This window comes from Croceicoccus naphthovorans, from assembly GCF_001028705.1.
GTDB classification, from domain to species: domain Bacteria; phylum Pseudomonadota; class Alphaproteobacteria; order Sphingomonadales; family Sphingomonadaceae; genus Croceicoccus; species Croceicoccus naphthovorans.
This window is the reverse complement of sequence record NZ_CP011770.1, coordinates 818,841-836,007: the sequence shown is the minus strand read 5'-3', so window position 1 is coordinate 836,007 and position 17,167 is coordinate 818,841. Positions and strand designations below refer to the sequence as shown.

25 protein-coding genes and 1 tRNA gene are annotated in these 17,167 nt (G+C 62.8%); 22 read left to right on the top strand and 4 right to left on the bottom strand.

Annotated features, from left to right (window positions below):
- The first annotated feature begins 88 nt into the window (after window positions 1-88).
- The 20 genes from terL to AB433_RS04175 all read left to right on the top strand — a co-directional run bounded on the left by terL (window position 89) and on the right by AB433_RS04175 (window position 11,346).
- Window positions 89-2,218 carry a phage terminase large subunit gene (gene terL / locus AB433_RS04265; protein ID WP_053058974.1) on the top strand — a complete coding sequence of 710 codons (2,130 nt, stop codon included), beginning with the start codon at window positions 89-91 and terminating at the stop codon, window positions 2,216-2,218.
- 20 nt (window positions 2,219-2,238) lie between these two features.
- Window positions 2,239-2,637 (top strand): hypothetical protein, encoded by a 399-nt coding sequence (locus AB433_RS19325; protein WP_053058973.1) that lies wholly within the window; start codon window positions 2,239-2,241, stop codon window positions 2,635-2,637.
- A 1,441-nt stretch (window positions 2,638-4,078) separates the two neighbouring features.
- Window positions 4,079-4,207: a hypothetical protein gene (locus AB433_RS21515; RefSeq protein WP_260181981.1), complete on the top strand. Its 129-nt coding sequence runs from the start codon at window positions 4,079-4,081 to the stop codon at window positions 4,205-4,207.
- A 31-nt stretch (window positions 4,208-4,238) separates the two neighbouring features.
- Window positions 4,239-4,568, top strand: a complete 330-nt coding sequence (locus AB433_RS04250) for a DUF3574 domain-containing protein (RefSeq protein ID WP_169749300.1) — start codon at window positions 4,239-4,241, stop codon at window positions 4,566-4,568.
- A complete protein-coding gene (locus AB433_RS04245) occupies window positions 4,568-4,747 on the top strand; it encodes a hypothetical protein (protein WP_047820065.1) in 180 nt (59 codons plus the stop codon). The genes AB433_RS04250 and AB433_RS04245 overlap by 1 nt, the downstream gene beginning before the upstream one ends.
- Window positions 4,747-4,995 carry a hypothetical protein gene (locus tag AB433_RS04240; protein ID WP_047820064.1) on the top strand — a complete coding sequence of 83 codons (249 nt, stop codon included), beginning with the start codon at window positions 4,747-4,749 and terminating at the stop codon, window positions 4,993-4,995. Before AB433_RS04245 ends, AB433_RS04240 begins: the two co-directional genes overlap by 1 nt.
- Before the next feature lie 111 nt (window positions 4,996-5,106).
- Window positions 5,107-5,289: a hypothetical protein gene (locus AB433_RS04235; protein WP_047820063.1), complete on the top strand. Its 183-nt coding sequence runs from the start codon at window positions 5,107-5,109 to the stop codon at window positions 5,287-5,289.
- A gap of 3 nt (window positions 5,290-5,292) precedes the next feature.
- Window positions 5,293-5,454, top strand: coding sequence for a hypothetical protein (locus AB433_RS20355; RefSeq protein WP_156170668.1), 162 nt, complete (start codon window positions 5,293-5,295; stop codon window positions 5,452-5,454).
- Window positions 5,455-5,538: 84 nt separating this feature from the next.
- Window positions 5,539-5,724 carry a DUF7417 domain-containing protein gene (locus AB433_RS04230; protein WP_047820062.1) on the top strand — a complete coding sequence of 62 codons (186 nt, stop codon included), beginning with the start codon at window positions 5,539-5,541 and terminating at the stop codon, window positions 5,722-5,724.
- A gap of 107 nt (window positions 5,725-5,831) precedes the next feature.
- On the top strand, window positions 5,832-6,059 hold the full coding sequence (locus AB433_RS04225) for a hypothetical protein (RefSeq protein WP_047820061.1): 228 nt from the start codon (window positions 5,832-5,834) through the stop codon (window positions 6,057-6,059).
- A 27-nt stretch (window positions 6,060-6,086) separates the two neighbouring features.
- Window positions 6,087-6,488 carry a hypothetical protein gene (locus AB433_RS04220; RefSeq protein WP_047820060.1) on the top strand — a complete coding sequence of 134 codons (402 nt, stop codon included), beginning with the start codon at window positions 6,087-6,089 and terminating at the stop codon, window positions 6,486-6,488.
- Between the two features lies 1 nt (window position 6,489).
- A complete protein-coding gene (locus AB433_RS19320; RefSeq protein ID WP_053058971.1) occupies window positions 6,490-6,942 on the top strand; it encodes a hypothetical protein in 453 nt (150 codons plus the stop codon).
- A 38-nt stretch (window positions 6,943-6,980) separates the two neighbouring features.
- Entirely contained in the window at window positions 6,981-7,283 is a 303-nt protein-coding gene (locus tag AB433_RS04210; protein WP_047820059.1) for a hypothetical protein, read from the top strand.
- Entirely contained in the window at window positions 7,284-7,475 is a 192-nt protein-coding gene (locus AB433_RS04205; protein ID WP_047820058.1) for a hypothetical protein, read from the top strand. It begins immediately after the preceding gene.
- Entirely contained in the window at window positions 7,475-7,708 is a 234-nt protein-coding gene (locus tag AB433_RS04200) for a hypothetical protein (RefSeq protein ID WP_047820057.1), read from the top strand. Before AB433_RS04205 ends, AB433_RS04200 begins: the two co-directional genes overlap by 1 nt.
- A 115-nt stretch (window positions 7,709-7,823) precedes the next feature.
- Window positions 7,824-8,165: a hypothetical protein gene (locus AB433_RS04195; RefSeq protein WP_047820056.1), complete on the top strand. Its 342-nt coding sequence runs from the start codon at window positions 7,824-7,826 to the stop codon at window positions 8,163-8,165.
- Window positions 8,166-8,204: 39 nt separating this feature from the next.
- Entirely contained in the window at window positions 8,205-8,447 is a 243-nt protein-coding gene (locus tag AB433_RS20350; protein WP_156170667.1) for a hypothetical protein, read from the top strand.
- Between the two features lie 174 nt (window positions 8,448-8,621).
- Window positions 8,622-9,179 (top strand): hypothetical protein, encoded by a 558-nt coding sequence (locus AB433_RS04190; protein WP_156170666.1) that lies wholly within the window; start codon window positions 8,622-8,624, stop codon window positions 9,177-9,179.
- Window positions 9,180-9,759: 580 nt separating this feature from the next.
- Window positions 9,760-10,146, top strand: a complete 387-nt coding sequence (locus tag AB433_RS04180; RefSeq protein WP_047820053.1) for a helix-turn-helix domain-containing protein — start codon at window positions 9,760-9,762, stop codon at window positions 10,144-10,146.
- A 15-nt stretch (window positions 10,147-10,161) separates the two neighbouring features.
- Window positions 10,162-11,346 carry a tyrosine-type recombinase/integrase gene (locus tag AB433_RS04175; RefSeq protein ID WP_047820052.1) on the top strand — a complete coding sequence of 395 codons (1,185 nt, stop codon included), beginning with the start codon at window positions 10,162-10,164 and terminating at the stop codon, window positions 11,344-11,346.
- Window positions 11,347-11,368: 22 nt separating this feature from the next.
- Here the strand turns inward: AB433_RS04175 and AB433_RS04170 are convergent.
- The 3 genes from AB433_RS04170 to AB433_RS04160 all read right to left on the bottom strand — a co-directional run bounded on the left by AB433_RS04170 (window position 11,369) and on the right by AB433_RS04160 (window position 13,914).
- Window positions 11,369-11,459, bottom strand: a tRNA-Ser gene (locus AB433_RS04170).
- Window positions 11,460-11,540: 81 nt separating this feature from the next.
- Window positions 11,541-12,527: a helix-turn-helix domain-containing protein gene (locus tag AB433_RS04165; RefSeq protein ID WP_047820051.1), complete on the bottom strand. Its 987-nt coding sequence runs from the start codon at window positions 12,525-12,527 to the stop codon at window positions 11,541-11,543.
- A 97-nt stretch (window positions 12,528-12,624) separates the two neighbouring features.
- Window positions 12,625-13,914, bottom strand: a complete 1,290-nt coding sequence (locus tag AB433_RS04160) for an adenylosuccinate synthase (protein WP_047820050.1) — start codon at window positions 13,912-13,914, stop codon at window positions 12,625-12,627.
- Between the two features lie 210 nt (window positions 13,915-14,124).
- On the opposite strand from AB433_RS04160, the gene AB433_RS04155 reads away from it, so the two are divergent.
- A complete protein-coding gene (locus AB433_RS04155; protein ID WP_245626577.1) occupies window positions 14,125-15,018 on the top strand; it encodes an alpha/beta hydrolase in 894 nt (297 codons plus the stop codon).
- Window positions 15,019-15,131: 113 nt separating this feature from the next.
- Complete coding sequence (locus AB433_RS04150; RefSeq protein ID WP_047820049.1) at window positions 15,132-15,980, top strand: aldo/keto reductase; 849 nt, start codon at window positions 15,132-15,134, stop codon at window positions 15,978-15,980.
- Here the strand turns inward: AB433_RS04150 and AB433_RS04145 are convergent, their stop codons facing one another.
- The gene (locus AB433_RS04145) at window positions 15,981-17,105 is read right to left on the bottom strand and encodes an ATP phosphoribosyltransferase regulatory subunit (protein WP_047820048.1); all 1,125 of its coding nucleotides are present in this window, start codon (window positions 17,103-17,105) and stop codon (window positions 15,981-15,983) included.
- Window positions 17,106-17,167: the final 62 nt, after the last annotated feature.

The window sequence follows — 17,167 nt, the reverse complement described above, 5'->3', positions numbered from 1 at the left end:
ATAGCACGATATGGCATAACAAAACCTCCCATGAAGCCCCCTTCCCCACGCCGGGAAGGGGGCTTTTTTCGTTTTTCAAAGGAGAAGCATGAGTACCCTCTCTCAATACATCGGAGACGGGGCCACGACGCAGTTCAACATCACGTTCTCATACGATGATCCGGCGAACGTCTATGTCGAAGTCGATGGCGTCGATACCTCCTACACCTTCATCAATGCCAGCTTGGTTGACCTCGACACGGCCCCCGCCAATGGAGCGGAAGTGGTCTTGTTTCGCAGGACCCCGGTTAGCTCCCCTATCGTAGATTTCTCTGACGGCGCCATTGTCCGCGAGAAGGACCTAGACGCCGCCATCGGTCAGCCCCCTCATCCCTCGACTGATCGATGGGACCGAGAGCTACCTGAGCTACTCCGTCGATCCCTCCACACAAATACTGGCTTACGTCTCCGAGTGAGCGAGCCGACCAAGATGACCCCAGAGGAGCGGCTCAAGGATAGCTTCCTCCTCTTCTTAGCTTACGTCTGGGTCCGGGTGCTGAGCCTCCCGAAGCCTACGCGCATCCAGAGGGACATCGCAGACTTCCTTGCCAACGGCCCCCGCCGCCGCTTCATCGCGGCCTTCCGGGGCGTCGGTAAGACATTCCTGACGGCGGCCTACATCGTCTGGCGGCTCTGGCGTGAGCCGGACCTCAAGATCATGGTGGTCTCCGCAAACGAGCGTTTCGCTCACAAGATCGCCTCCTTCATCCACACCCTCATCGGCTCCGAGGACGTCATCACCCGCGAGGTGGTCCCGTGGTCGAACCTTCAGGCCCGCTCCGGGCAGAAGAACTCGACCCTTGAGTTCGACGTCGGCCCAGCAGGCCCCTCCAAGGACCCGTCAGTGGCCGCCTTCGGGATCACTGGACAGATGACGGGCGGGCGCGGCGACGTCATGCTCTTTGACGACGTCGAGGTCCCCAAGAACTCCGAGACGGAGGCGCTTCGTGAGAAGCTGGTGGACCGCATGGGCGAGGCCGCCGCGATCCTGAAGCCGGGGGGTGAGACGATCATCCTCGGCACCTTTCAGTCGATGGCCTCGATCTACCGGGGCCTGCGCGAGAAGGGCTACGAAATGCGCATCTGGCCCGCCCGCTACCCGCTGGCGAAGAAGATGCACCTCTACGACGACCTAGCGCCCATGCTGCGCGAGGACCTTGAGGCAGACCCCGCGCTCGCAAAGCCGGTCGCATCGTCCCTCGGAGGCTCCCCCACGGACCCCGACAGGTTCGACGACATGGACCTCATGGAGCGCGAGACGGAATGGGGCGCGGCAGGCTTCACGCTTCAGTTCATGCTCGACACGAGCCTGAGCGATGCCGACAAGTTCCCCCTCAAGGGCCGTGACCTGATCGTCATGGACACCGCCGACAGCGTTGCGCCGGAGCGTGTGGCGTGGGGCAGCAGCCCCGAGTTGGTCCATAAGGACATCGACAATGTTGGTTTCGACGGCGACCGGCTCCATGCGCCGATGTACCGCGCCAAGGAGTTCCTGAAATACACCGGGACGCTCCTTGAGATTGACCCTTCCGGCTCCGGCACGGACGAGACCGCCTACGCTGTTACCAAGTTCCTCAACGGGTATATCTACCTGAGGAAGTGGGGCGGCTACGTGGACGGCCACGGAGACACGACCTTAGCGGCCCTTGCCCGGATCGCTAAGGACGAGAACGTCTCCCTCATCAGGGTCGAGGGCAACTTTGGCGACGGGATGTTCTCCCGCCTGCTTGAGCCGCACCTCCGAAGGGCTGGCGTCAAGGCCGCCCTAGAGAACCATAAGGTCTCCGGTCAGAAAGAAGTCCGGATCATCAACAACCTCCTACCTGTCCTGAAGTCGCACCGGCTCGTTATGGACACCGAAGCCGCCCGCGAGGACATCGAGAGCGCCCGCCGTATGAGGACCAAAGGGTCCACTGTGGGTCTCGAAAGGTCCGGGCTGTACCAACTGACCCACCTCCACCACGCCCGAGGCGCTCTGCGCCATGATGACCGCGTGGACGTCCTGAGCAACGCCATCTCGTACTGGCAGGACTACCTCAACCTCGACGCCCGAGAGGCCGAGGCCGAGCGCAAGCGCAAGGCAGATGAGGAGTTCGAACGCAAGATATTCGAGAGCCGCATCTTCGGACAGCCCGCTCAGGCAGGCCACCGCCGCAGAGGCCGTGGACGGAGACGCTAGGGTCCCCTCAAGGAAACTCAATGAACTACATCAAGAGCATGCTAGTGGCGCTGTTCGCGGCGCTGCTAGTGGCCCCCGTGGCGACCGCTGTGGCCGCCCCGCCAACACCGACGATCAACGCTCCGGACTTCACCGACCCGACCGATCCGCACCTCCCTCCGGTCCAGTTCCGGTCCTCGAAGGTGAAGCCGACGATCCTGTTCGCTCACCCGGACGTCGTGAACATAGCGTGTCGCCCTAACCTCGGCCATCCGATCCCTCCGGGGTCCCGCATCATCGCCTGCGCGGCCCAGACCGGGAAGGATCAAGGGGTCCTCATCATGCCCGACCCGTGCCTCTACGCGGAGACGGATTGGTACGCCTATGTGCTGTGCCATGAGAACGCACATATCTCCGGCGAGAAGGGCTGGCGGCACTGAGTGGCCTCCCTATGGGTCCCTTAAGGTAGAAGCTCTAATATAACCCCTATACTGAAGCTCTAGGGGGAACCCTATGGGTCCCTTAGAGATAACCCTTAAGGGTCCCTTTCCCCCTAGGAGTGGAAGTTATATTGCCACCTCCCCTCTCAGACCCCTTGAATTGGAGGTCTTGGAAGGGAGTTCCTCCCGCCTGAGACGAAGTCACGCTCCCCAGAACGTCAGACATCCCTGCATATCCGGTAAGGATGCTCGTCAGGCGTCATTAGGGAGGGCTCCGGTATGGCGAGGCCTGATTTCCCAGATGGCTCTCAGCGGGCTCCCTAGGGGCTCTCCTGAGGGGATTGATTTTGGTGCAGATTTCCGAACCGCCGTATATACGCGCGAAACTATACGCTTCCCCCATAGGGGTGCCCAGCCCTACGGGCTGCGGCCCGGACCTCAAGAGGCTCTCAAAGCGCACAGGCAGGGGGCTGCACGGCGGCATTTGGCGCGGTTTGCTGGCGCACCCGTCACTTGAGCCTAGGGATTGAGCCAATACGATGGCAGAACGCGTGCCACTTGACGCACCTAGCGGGGCCTGATGGCGACCGTGGCGGCCCCTTGCGCGCGTGTGCGGGCTGTCTCCCGTTTGTTTCGGCCTTGCTTGCCTTGGCCCCTGCGTTTTTGTTTTCAGCCGAGGGCCGCCCACAGGTTAACCCCTAGGACAACCATAGGAACCGCCAGCCCAGCCCAAACGGACCTTCCAGCCCAGCCCACGGCCAGAGCCACAAGGGCAAACGGAACGGCCCCTGCAAGCGCGTATAGGGCGACCATGCCGATCCCTAGCGGCGCGCCCGCCTCGATCCCATAGGGGACCAATGCGGCGACCGTAGCGGCGACGATGGCGAGGGCTTGAAGGGGAGATAGGCGGCCAGAGCGGGGCTTTGAGATGTCTGTCATTGCGCCATTATGGCACGATCTGGCGGGCGAAGGCACCCTAGCGGACCTAGAAAGTTTCCTTAAGTATCAACCTCTTATCCATTATTATCACGGTTCCATGACTTTCATGCTTGCATTACGATCTGGGAAATGCATATTAGGGACACATCGCAGCAACGGTCCCCGGCCAAGCAAATAGGGGGACCCCGCCCTCCGAGGTCGAGGTTTCAGACGAGACTGGCTGGCACGGTAGGAGGGCGAGAGATGCAGGGTAAGGCGCAAGCCAAGAGCCACTAAGGTCCCTGCCTCCCCCGAGGTTCGATCCCAAGGGGATACCGTAGGCGGGGCGCGTCGTGATGCAGAAGAAGCGCGCCTTGGCTGGCAGGACGACCGGAAGTCCAGCCCTAACGCCTACTGGATATTTACCGCCGCGTAGCAACGGCGGGGTATCCGTGGGGGGGCGTCCAAACGTCCTCCTGAGGCGTCTCCCAACCGCCCTCCACGGATACCATAGGAGGATCGAATGAACCGCATTTCAATGCTTTTCAAAGCCCGCGAAGACGCCCTGCAACAGGGTGATGCGGACGCCTACAACCACCTCGACAAGCTGATCGAAATGGAGCGGCGCGACCTGCGCGCTTCTGCCAGATAGTCATGCTTACATGAATGTCATGGAGGACGCAATGACACTCACCTATATCACCCGCGTAGCGTTTGGCCGAGCCCGCCCTAGCGGCGGCTTGGTCACTGATCCCGAATGGATCGGCTTTCGCAACGAAACCATCAACCCCGCCTTCCCGGATGGCTTCACGGTCATCGACGGGCGCGGCGGCTGGCGCGATGCCGCCACCGGCGAAACCATCTCCGAGCCGACCACGATCCTAGAGGTCGCCCACGATGGCTCTGAGGAGGTCCTGAGGGCCATCCGGATGGTCGCTGGCTCCTACAAAATCATCTTCGGACAAGACGCCGTCATGGTCTCGACCGCGGCCGCCAACGTGGAGTTTATCTGATGTCCCAAACGATTGACCTGAACGTCCTCGCGGACCTTTTCACCCTGATCCCGCTTCTGGGCGGCCTCGCTGCCTATCCGCTCTGGCGCTTTGACCGGCGCTGTCAGCGAGAGGAGCGGGACCGGATGGCCTCGGTCCGGGCCTATGTCGCCAACCGCCACTACGAGAGGAAATCCTGATGCAGTATGTCACTGAAATTGACGTCAACGGCACGGGGCCGGGAGCCACCGCCGCCGCCGAACTTCTCAACTCGGTCAGCCCGGAACATGCCGACGTCATTGACCGCTGGGGCGCGGGCAACCGCGACTTCATTACGGGCATCCTTGCTGGCCTCTTTCTAGGCGAAGACTGGTCAATGATGGTCCTGTCGAATGCCGCCCGCGCAATCGCTGATGGCGAAGTCACAATCAAAATTAGGAGAGCCTGATGTCTGACGCTTCCGCAATGGCCGCCTTTGGCCTCGCCATGATCGTCGCAACGGCATGGCCTTACCTGAGCCTGTGCTGGCTCAACCACAAACCATCCCGGAGGACTCACCATGACCTATCTCGTCCGCCTGAAGGCCGCCGCTAGGGCCGCCCGCCACCTCGCCCACCGTGGCGAGAACCCAGCCCATCTGATCTACTTCGCGGGCGTTGGCGTCGGCGTGGTCGATTACCACATGGCCGCCGTAGGGTGCCTTGCGCTGGGCATCGTGGCTCTACTCCCTGAGGGGGTCTGAGCCATGCAACGTCCGGCCCTATTCACCCGCCAACACGCCAAGCGGGCCTATGTGATCCGCTTCACCGTTACCGCGACCTTCGTGGTCTCCCTGATCGACGCCACGATGGCCACTCCGGTCGCCATCGCCGGGAACCTGATCTGGCTCTGGGCCGACCTCGATTGAGGCGGCCTAAAGTCACGCTTCCCCGATTATCCGGCAAGCCTCTCCGAGTGGGAGGCTTCTCTGACAATCGAAAGGAGGAACCAAATGACCCAACCGACACTCGACGCCTACACCGCCACAGGACGCGCTGAGGGCTTCATCGACGCCACCCGAGACGAGCAAGTCGAGGCTTGGCAATATCTCCACGACACCGGCCTCGCCTACCGCCTTCAGGGCTGGTTCGGGCGCACCGCGCAGTCCCTCATAGCGGAGGGCGTGATCCATGACTGAGACGTCCACGAAGACCACCGCCCAGACCTCGCCCCGCGCCGCGTATCAAGCCGCCATCACGCAGGGCCTCGTTCGGCCCAGCCCTACTGCCAATTGAGGAGCCCGTTATGTCAACCCACACCATCCATTACCGGGGCTACGAAATAGACCCTCTGAAAGACCCCTACGAAACCGGGGCTTGGCGCGTCTGTCCTATCGAAGAGGCGACCGTGTTCCAGATATTCCCACCGTCTGAGAGTGAGCCCTGCCTTGGCGAGGCTCCTGAGACGCTGGCCGAAGCCAAGGCCGCAGTGGACATCGACATAGCTCACCGCTCGACCCCTACCGCCAACTAATCACGCTTCCATGAAAGGAGGAGAGCCATGAACGTATATCGAATTGAGACAAATCAAGGCAACGGCCCCTTCGGGGATGACTACGCCATGATCGAGACCCTGATGCTTCGCAGCGGTCGCCAGACACACACTGACGACGTCGAAAACTATCCGAACCCGTGGTTCGACAAGGGGTTTGATCGGCGAGAGCTGACTGTGAACTTCGCTGCCGGTCGCGCTTACTGTGGCGTCATCGACCTCGAAGGGATCGACCACTGGTTCCCTGAGCCTGTCCGCATCTGGATGGCCCAGAATGGCTATCGCCTCGCGGTCTATCGCTGCGCTGATGAGGATGTCCTCCAAGGCGACAAACAGGTCCTCTTCCTAAGGTCCAAGGCCGACCTGACCGACACCCTCGACATCATCACCCTAGAACCGAAAGGAGACTGACATGGGCACTCGCTCATCCATCGCATACGAAGACCCGGAAACGGGCATCGTGACGTCCAGCTATTGCCACTATGACGGCTACCTTGAGGGCGTCGGACAGACGCTTGTCGAGAACTACGCAAGCCCGATACAGGCCCGCGAGGTCGCCTCGGGCGGGTATTATTCCGCCCTGTCACAGACCGTGGAACTGTCCCTCGCAGACGCCGTGAACAAGGACGAACCTCAGACGTTCGCCAACGCGGCGGCCTACTTCGAAGACGCCAAGGAGGCATGGACCGAGTACCTCTATCTCTACCGGCAAGGGGTCTGGTTTTACGCCGAGCCCGGAGGGGCCGCTGGGCCTTTCCTTGTCCGCGCCGACGATCCGAACGCCGAAGGCGAGGAAATCTGGCGCAACGTCGCTGGGGTCCTCGGCCTCGGCCCTGAGAAGCCCCGCAGTTACGCGCTCGGCTAATCCTCACGCTTCCCTGATAGTCACGAAAGTAGGTCGCCATGATCGACCCGACACCACCCGTAAACGCCCGCTATGGCGCTCCTTTGGGCCGCCGCTCGCACCAACAGGGCGACGTCCTGCCGGACGATCCGCCGCTGACCCTGCTCCACTGCCCGCTCGATGAGGGCGGTTACGACGAAGGCGGGGCCTATTGGGGCCTTGGCGACCCTCTCTTCTGGGTCGGCAACGACGAGGGCGACCTTGCCTACTTCCTACGCGCCAGAGGTCTGCGCCACGCCCAGCGCCTTGTCCGCGAGGATTACCCGGACGCTCACTTTCACACGAACCCTGAGGAGGACTGAATGAACAACCCGAAGATCACAACCATCGACCTGACGCCAACGTGGTCGGAAATCCTGCCCGCGCTTCTCCGTCTCTACGCGGAAGGTTCAACCTCAAAGGTCAAACGTACCGCCGAAGAGGAACTGCGCCGAATGGCCGCCCTCGCGGACCGCTACGTCGCCGCTCAGGATGACCTGAAGGAGGCTGCATGATGGATGATCCGAACGCGATCCAGATCGTCGGCCCGAACGACTTCATCACCTGCCCGCACTGCCGTAACCGGACCGAAGTCCTGTTTACCGTCAAGGACGGGACGACCCAGCCCAAGCTGGCCGCTCCGGTGGAGGAGACGGGGTTTCCTATCTTCATCGCCCGATGCGCCGAGCATGGCGACTTCTACTTCCATATCGACACCGTACTTCCCCGAAAGGAACCACATGACTGACGCCGTAAACGTAATCTTCCTCGCCGCCTGCTTCGGCTTCTTCGCCGCTGTCTGGGAACACACCGAAAACCTTCGCCGGGAACTGCGCGAACTCAACGTCGGATAAGGAGACCAGATGAACCTCTACGTCACCCCAAAGGGCCGCTATGTCGGCACCCAAGCGGAGGCTGCGAAAGCCACGCGCGCCGAAGGCTCCAAGGCCGGATCGTGGAAGGCCATCACGGTCCCGACCGACAAGACCAACCTCCTCGCCTTCCTGAATAACGGATGGCGGGAGCCGGGGCCGCCGCCGACGCGCGCCGCCTCGATACCAAAACCCAAGAAGAGCAAAGGTGGCTCCCGCTACCGCGCCTACTTCAAGGGCCTCTTCGCGGGCGTCGTGCTGGCGTCCTCGCAGACTCAGGCTGAGGAGCGCGCCGCCGAACTGATCGAGGTCCTACCCGACCTCAGTCGGTAAACCTCACGCTTCCATGAAAATCACGAAAGGAACCATCACATGAAACCCGCTGACTTCCGCCTCGCCGTGGCGGACCTCGAAAAGGGCACGGAAGGGGGCGCTCTTAGGCTAGACCTTCTGGTCACAGTAGGAGGCCGCCGTGGTCGAATGGCAGGCTACGCCGTTGAACGCCTCCGCGAGACCGACAGCGTAGTCCGGCTCCGCCGCGTCGGATCGAACCGGCCCGACGACGTCACCTATCTCGACGTCGCCGCAATCGCCGCCATCCGGGAGACGCGCTGATGCCTACACCGTGTCTGAAATCCCGCTCCGACGCTCGTCGTCGAGATAAAGCTCTCGCGGTCGCCCTCGATGCGCTCCGCAAGATCGCCCTCAACCACCCGTGCGACCTACACGACCGGATCGCTTTCCACGCGGTCGAAGAAGTCAAAGCAACCATGAAAGGAGAGCCCTACGATGGCTGAACCAACCGCAATCAACAACTGCTCCGCCGAGCCCCTCTGCACCGGCTTCAACAGCCTGATCCTGAGCATTGCGAAGGACCTCATGCCGGAGGGCTGGGACGCCATTAAGGACGCACCGGACACCCTGCCTGACGCCCTTGCGTACTACCAGAACGAGGGCCGCGTGGCGGTCAACGTGGAGAGCGCCCACGGCTGCACGGTCGGGGACCCGGAGGCCCACTACGCCTTCCGCGCGTGGCACGATCTGATCCACCTCGAAGATGCCGAGAAAGGCACGTTCGACCTAAAGGGTGAGCAATGGTGCGCCGACAAGCACCGAGAGGAAATCATCCACCGCCTCGGCTACACGCCTGAGGCCGCTTGGTTCGGGGCGCTCGTCCAGATCGAGATTGTCGAGCAGAACCGCTACTTCCTCCGCACTGGCCGCTGGCCCGAGGACCCCCGCGCCTTTGCCCTGCGCTGGCTGAAAGACCGGGGCTTCGAACGCCCTGCCAGCCTCGGCGGACCCATCAACTACGAAACAGCCTGCCAGCTTCAGCGCGCGGCTTAATCAAGGAGACCCATCATGGACATGAGCCCACTCACAACGCCCCTCCGCTGCACCGCGAGGGAGGTCGTCACAGCCATCGTAAGGGCCTCCGCACTCCGGCACGGCTGCACCTCGGAAGAGGCCGCCACGATCCGCGTAGGGACCGCCGGAGGCATCCATCCCTGCCTCGCCTCGGTCCGTGCCGGGGACGGCCGGGAAGTCCTCCGCGTCGATGACATCAAGCACCTCGATAGGATCGCCCGGAGCATCTCTGATTGCACTTTCCTTGCGCGGGCTATCCGCCGCGCCTGTGTCAAATGAGAGTAACGACGGGTCGCTCCTTTGCGCGCACAGCAAACTACACCCTTGAAATGTTGGATTTCACCCGACATGATTATCGAGGGCGACAGATGATGTGATTAGCGTGAAGGTCGTGCGATCCGGACAGACGCGCTTGCATGGCCGTCTCGGAAACGCTACATACACAGGAGGAACGCAGTGGCATTAACCATAAATACAGGGGAACCGCACAATGCTAACGAAATCAGGAACGAAAAAGGGGGCCGCTCGTCCACCTTCCGACGACAAGCCGGAGAACATTATGCAGAGCAAAAAGAAGACCGACGCGCTATTCAAATCCGTAGGAGAGTTAGCGAACTTGTCGGCCTTCCTGCTCTACCTAGCCGAAGCGGGGAACGACCGACTCACCATTAATCAGGCCGCGTTTTTCCTGATTGCAGCCGCCGCCGACGCGCGGGGCGTGCCCCTGACGATGGGGGAAATCATGGAGCGCGGTGAGGGGGTCCTGACCCAGAGCCTCAAGACGACCTACAAGGTCCTGCTTGAGCCTAAGAAGGGATCGCCCAGCGCCGTAAACTGGCTCACCCGCGAGCCTGATCCCGACGATGAACGTCGGAAGTATTTGAAGCTCACGCCACAGGGGCGGAAAGTCGCAAGCGCGGCCCTCCTCGCCGCTGGCCGAGCATAATCTAGGAGAAGCACTATGGCCCTGCCGCCACTAAAGAAGAAGCCCTCGGGCATCTACTACGTTGACCTGCGAGGGCGCGGTCTGGGCCGCGTCTCGTTGGAAACCCGCGACCGTAACGCCGCCATTGCCAAGCGCCGCGAGGTCCTCGCCGCAGACCCGGAAACCCTAAGCCAACCCGAACAGTCACGGAAACGTGTTGGTAAGGCAACCATGAATGAACTCTTTGAGCGCGCTCAGGCGACCGTCTGGCGCACCGCAAAGAGCCAAGGCACGATCCGGTCCAACATCAAAATCCTCGGAGGCTTGATAGGCGACGAGGACGTAACCGATATGACCTACACACGCCTTGAGAAGCTGGCGCAGGAATTGAAGGACATGGGTTACGCCCCGGCGACCGTGAAGAGGAAGCTGGACGCGGTCTCCAAGGTCCTGACGATGGCCGCTAAGTGGACTGACGATGAAGGCCGCCCGCTGCTGACTGCAAAGCCACCGATGCCTTCGATCCGCGTGGACAACCAGAAGGACCGCGTCCTGAGCCGCGTCGAGGAGGCCGCACTGTTCAACGCAGTGGAGGCCCGCCGACAGGCCGAACCCAACCGCCAGTGGAGGCGCTATGCGTCCCTGCTGCGCTTCCTGCTGGATACCGGGGCCCGTCTTGGCGAGGCGCTGGAAACCGGCCCGCAATCCCTATCGACCGTGATGGGTCCTGATGGGGAGCCAGTAACGCTCGTCACCTTCGCCCGCTACAGGACGAAGAGCGATAAGCCTCGCTCGGTTCCCCTAACGACCGCCGCGCAGGAGGCCTTGGAGGCCCTCTCGGAAGACCTCGGCTTTAGCCGGAAGACGAAGGAGGTGACGTACTTCCCACTCACCTCCGCGACCGCATGGTATATGTTCAAGAACCTGCGGGAGGACCTGAAGGAGGTGGGGCTCAACATTGACGACGTCACGCTACACACGCTCCGGCATACCTGCCTTACGCGCCTCGCGCAGGGCGGTATGGAACTGCTCCGTCTGCAAAAATGGGCGGGACACAGCGATCCGAAGATCACCGCCGAGCGTTATGTTCACCTGCGAACCGACGACTTGGTTGGCGGACTCGACATTCTTCAAAGATCGAATCCCATAAGTCCTACAAACGTGACTTTCATGGAAGCCACCGCTAAAGGTGACACTGATGGCACAGTCGTCCTGAATTAATCCTTATATTTCAAGGGGTTCATGGCGGAGCGGGTGGGATTCGAACCCACGATACGGGGTTACCGTATACACACTTTCCAGGCGTGCGCCTTCGACCACTCGGCCACCGCTCCGCATGCCTGACGGCAGAGCGCGCGGACTAGCCGCACGATCCGCCGGTTGCAAGCACTTGGTTTTGCACTTCGCCGGATTTCTCAGACGACCGCTGCGCCGTTGTCGAGGCGGTGAAAGTAGTCTGCCATCGACTTGGCCGCGCCATCGCTGAGTTCGATGAAAGCGCGGCGGCGGTCGGCCGGGTCGCGGACGCGGTTGAGCAGGCCCGCTTCGGTCATCTGGCTGATCCAGCGCAGCGCTGTAGTCGGCGGGACGCAGGCGGCGATGCAAAGGCTGGAGACGCAGACGTCGGTCCCCTCGCCCTTGGCCGCCGTTAGGTCGAGCAGGATGTCCCAAGCCGGATCGGCGAACAGTTCCTCTTCGAAGAACCGCGCGCGCAGCTGACGCTGACGGATGATTTCCCGCACCAATACCGGCGATGGCAACTTGCCCGCTTTTGCGACCGGCGCAGGCGCAGAGGACTGCGGTGCCACGTAATCCAGGCCCGGCGAGCGCAGCCGGTCGCTCTCGCGCTCTCCCGGCAGGAGATCGTCTTGCGACAGCCCTTCCATCTTGCGGGCCAGCATCTGGACCTGCTCGGTCAGGCGCACAAGGGCGATGCGATCTTCCCCGCTCAATTCGTTCACAGCCGCATGGGGCACTCGCGCCAACGCGCTGCCCAAGGCCAAGGCCCATTCCGCCCCCGAAGGCGCAACGAGAATTTGCGCGTCCGACTGGTCGAAACAGCCGAATATCGCATCGAGGCTATCGCAAGTGGTCGACACGATTAGCTGGCACCCACTGCGCGCCGCGCGCATGTCGAGCCGGGCGAACGCTGCCAGAAGCTCGGCACCCGCAACCGGCGCATCGATAAGCACGACATCGCCGAGCACCAGCGCATCGCCGTCGACAAGGCGCGACAGCGATTCCGACTGCCGCAGGATCAGTCCGGCTTCACCCGCACTGTCGCCAAGCTGGCTGCGCAAAGCCGCGCGATCCGCAAAGACCGAGATGCTCGCCGCCGCGCCCGACGCGTGTCGCACCGGTTCCGCATCGTCGTACCTGAAAGCCCGAACCCCTTGCGCCATCGAATCGTCCTCCCTGTTCCGATAACGAGAACAGGTTGCGAACAAACAGGAAACAAGTCAAGCCTATTCCGGTTTTGTTCCGGTCAGGCCTGCCGGCTCAGTCGAGGAACGGGTCGCGGACGAGGATGGTATCTTCGCGCTCCGGGCTGGTCGATACGAGCGCCACGGGCGTCTCGATCAGTTCCTGCACGCGTTGGATGTACTTGATCGCCTGCGCCGGAAGATCGGCCCACGAGCGCGCCCCGGCGGTCGTTTCCTGCCAACCATCCATTTCCTCGTAAATCGGCTCCACCTTCGCCTGATCGGCGGCATGGGCGGGCAGATAATCGAGGATCTTGCCGTTCAGGCGATAGCCGGTGCAGATCTTCACCGTCTCGAACCCGTCCAGCACGTCCAGTTTGGTGAACGCGATGCCGGTCACACCGCTGATCGCGCAGGACTGTCGCACCAGAACCGCATCGAACCAGCCGCAGCGCCGCTGGCGGCCGGTGACGGTGCCGAATTCGTGGCCACGCTCGCCCAGCCGCTGGCCGACTTCATCCGACAGTTCGGTCGGGAACGGGCCGCTGCCGACGCGGGTCGTATAAGCCTTGACGATGCCCAGCACAAAGCCGGTGCTGCCGGGCCCAAGGCCCGATCCACTGGCCGCCGTGCCCGACACGGTGTTCGAGCTGGTGACGAAGGGATAGGTGCCGTGATCGACATCGAGTAGCACGCCCTGCGCGCCTTCGAACAGCATACGCGCACCCGCCTTGCGCACCTTCTTCAACCGCCGCCACACTGGCTGCGCATATTGCAGCACGAAGGGCGCGATTTCCTTCAACTCGGCAATCAGCGCATCGCGATCGACGGCTTCCTGTCCGAACCCGGCGCGAAGCGCATCGTGGTGGGCGCAAAGCCGGTCGATCTGCGGACCTAGATCGTCGAGGTGCGCAAGGTCGCAAACGCGGATCGCGCGGCGACCGACCTTGTCTTCATAGGCCGGTCCGATGCCGCGACCGGTCGTGCCGATCTTACCCGAACCGGCGGCCTGTTCGCGCAGACCATCGAGGTCGCGGTGGAGCGGCAGGATCAGCGGGCAATTGTCTGCAATCGCGAAGTTCTCGGCATTGATCGTAACCCCCTGGCCTTCCAGCTTCTCGATCTCTGCCTTCAGCGCCCACGGGTCGAGCACGACGCCGTTGCCGATCAGCGACAGAGTGCCGGTGACGATACCCGACGGCAGCAGCGAGAGCTTGTAGACATTCTCGCCCACGACGAGCGTGTGGCCAGCGTTGTGGCCGCCCTGAAAGCGGACGACGGCGTCGGCCCGGCTGGCCAGCCAGTCGACGATCTTGCCTTTACCCTCGTCGCCCCACTGGGCGCCGATTACGGTGACATTTGCCATGGATGCGAGTCCTCACCTGCCAGGTGGATCCACGAACGCGCCCTTCGACAGGACTCGGCGCGCGGGATGGACGAAAGGGGGCTTTCGAAAGCACCCCCGGAATGCGGGGCGGGCGTTAGACATGGGGGGCGGGGCAAGTCAAGCACAGACGGGCCGAAAGCTCAGGCTTGTTCGGCGCTGGTAAAGATTTGGCCGTATAAATGCAGTGCCATGATCGGTCGCACCACCCTTTCCGCCCTAACCTTTGCGCTGGCCCTGCCGCTGGCCGCCATGGTTGCCCCGCCCGCGGCGATCGCAGCGCCTGCCGCGCCAGTGGCAGAGGCCGTGTCCTATGGCAGCCATGCCCTGCAGGAGATCGATTTCTATCGACCCGCTGACGAATCCGCAGCGCGCAGCCCATTGATCGTTTTCGTGCATGGCGGGGCATGGGCGGGCGGCGACAAGTCCGATTCGACGGGGGCAGCCAAAATCCGGCACTACACAGAGGCGGGCTATGCGCTGGCCAGCGTGAACTATCGTCTGCTGCCAGAGGCGGAGATCGAGCGGCAGGCGGAGGACGTTGCCGCTGCCGTCGCCCAACTGGTCGCCGATTCCAAGAAGCTGGGCATCGATCCGCACCAGATCGTGCTGATGGGCCACAGCGCAGGCGCGCACCTGTCGGCGCTGATCGCGACCGATCCTCGCTATCTTGCGGCGCATGACTTGCGTCCATCCGACATCGCGGGGGCGATTCTGCTCGACGGCCCGGCCTATGACGTGCCCTTGCAGATCCGCGATGCCGGGCCGTTCCTTGGCATCGCCTATCAGCTTGCGTTCGGCAGCGGTTATGCGCGGCAAGACGCCCTATCACCGGCGATGCACGCTGACGGAGAGAACGCGCGCCGTTTCTTCATGCTCCACGTCGAACGCGCCGATGCCAAGGCGCAGGCCCACGCTCTGGGCGATGCCCTGACCGAGGCAGGGACCGATGCGCGGGTTTCGGGCTTTCCGGGGCGGGGGATGGAGGGGCACAACCTGCTCAACGCGATGCTGGGGCGCAGCGATTCCCCGGCCACCGTGCCGGTCGACGAATGGCTGGCCGAAACCTTCACCTCTGCCGGGTGATCTGCGAGAAAATTCGAATTTTCGGTTGAAATCGGACGATCACGGGCCAGCTTGATGGGTGAGACTGGCGGCACGCTGCCTGCCGCCCCCTGCCCAATCAACACGGAGTTTAGATGCCCCAGCCAGCCCAGCCCACGTTCCCGACCGCAATTCTCAACGATGGCCGAGAGATGCCGCAATTCGGTTACGGCACCCTTAAGGTGTCTGACGACGAAGCGGAAAAATCGGTCAGCGAAGCCCTCAACGCCGGATATCGCCTGATCGATACCGCCGCAATTTACGAGAACGAAGAGGGCGTCGGCAAAGCGCTGGCCAATCGGCACGATATTTTCCTGACGACGAAAGTCTGGAACGACAGTCAGGGCCATGCCGAGGCGAAAACCGCGTTCCGCGAATCACTGCGCCGGCTTGGCCGGGACGAGGTCGACTTGCTGCTGATCCACTGGCCTTGCGCGTCGCGCGACCTTTACGTCGACACGTGGAAGGCTCTGATCGAACTGCGCGAAGATGGCCGGGTCAAGTCGATCGGCGTGTCGAACTTCCTGCCCGAACATATCGATCGCCTGATCGAGGAAACCGGCGTGACGCCCACGGTCAACCAGATCGAGCTGCACCCTTATTTTCAGCAGCGCGAGGCGCGGGATTATCACCGCAAGCACAACATAATCACTCAGGCATGGAGCCCGCTGGGTCGGGGCGCTTTGCTCGACGATCCGGTGATCAAGAGCATTGCCGAAGAAATGGAAACGACGCCCGCCGCCGTGATTCTGCGTTGGCACCTGCAGAGCGGCACCGCGCCGATCCCCAAGACCAGCTCACCCGATCGTATGCGTGAGAATGCTTCGGCGCTTCAGGTCTTCCTGAACCGCGACCAGATGGGCCGGATCGACGCGCTGGACCGCAAGGACGGGCGTATCGGGCCCGACCCCGTCAAACTGGGCAACGAAGAAACCGCGGCCTGATCAGGCCAGCGCGCTCGGCTCTGCCCCGTTCAAGACGTGGGTGCAGCCCAGCGCGCGCGGATCATCGCCTTCGCCAAGCGCGGCCAGCGTCTGCCACCCGATAGTGCGCAGGCGGGCCGCCGCATCGCGATCGTGGCCCAGCGGCAGGAACAGACGATCTGATTTGCCGCTGCCCGCACCCAGCGCGATCAGCGGATCGGGATAAAGCGAAAAGCCGGTCGCAACCTCATCGTGGCCGGCTTCGCTCGTAATGCGATAAGTGCCGCCACGGCCCAACGCGCCGCGCACGCCCTTTGCATAGATCGTGAAGCCGAACCACGACTGGTATTCGAAACCGTGCCGTTCTGTCGGGTCGAGCGTGACCCGCGCGCTGTCGCCAACACTGGCCGCAATCTGGCGCAAGGCGTCGATGCGGCTTTTCAGCGCGCCGCCCGCGTCGATGGCGGCAAACTTCTCGATGGCAGTCTCAAACGGCCCGGTGGCGTAGAGCAATGGCAAGTAGGCATCGCCGCCCACTGCGCTCAGCCCGCCCGCATCCTTCGCATCCAGTTCACGGCGCACCGCCGGAATAGCGTCGGGTGCCAATGGCATGGCGCTGGCCGCCAACGTATCGACCAGATCGGGCAGCGTGAAATCGACCGAAATCTCGCCCGCGCCAGCAGCGCGCAAGGCGGCGATGGCAACGGCGACACTTTCGCTGGCGGCGGCGACGGTATCGCTCCCGATCACTTCGGCACCAACCTGCAGGCGCTCCCGCTCCGGCTCCAGACCTTCACCCTTCAGCAACAGGACTTGCCCGGCGTAGGACAGGCGCAGCGGGCGCGGCGCGTCCTTCAGGGTGGTTGCGGCGATGCGCCCGACCTGCACTGTCATGTCGCAGCGCATGGCCAGCGTGCGCAGGCTGGCCGGATCGACGAAGCGGGCCATGCGCTTGCGCTGCGTACCCGCCATGCGGCTGGCCAGCGAGCGTTCGAACTCCACCATCGGCGGCTGGACGGGGTCATAGCCATGCCCCGCCAGAGCATCGGTCATCGCGCGGGTCACACGCATGGCTTCGGCCGCCAGCGGCGGCATGCGGTCTGACAGCCCTTCGGGCAGCAGGTCTGGATCGGCGTCTTCAAACATCGCGGCCCGCCTAGAATGCAAAACGGGGAGAGGCAAGCTTGCCCCTCCCCGCTTGGGTTTCT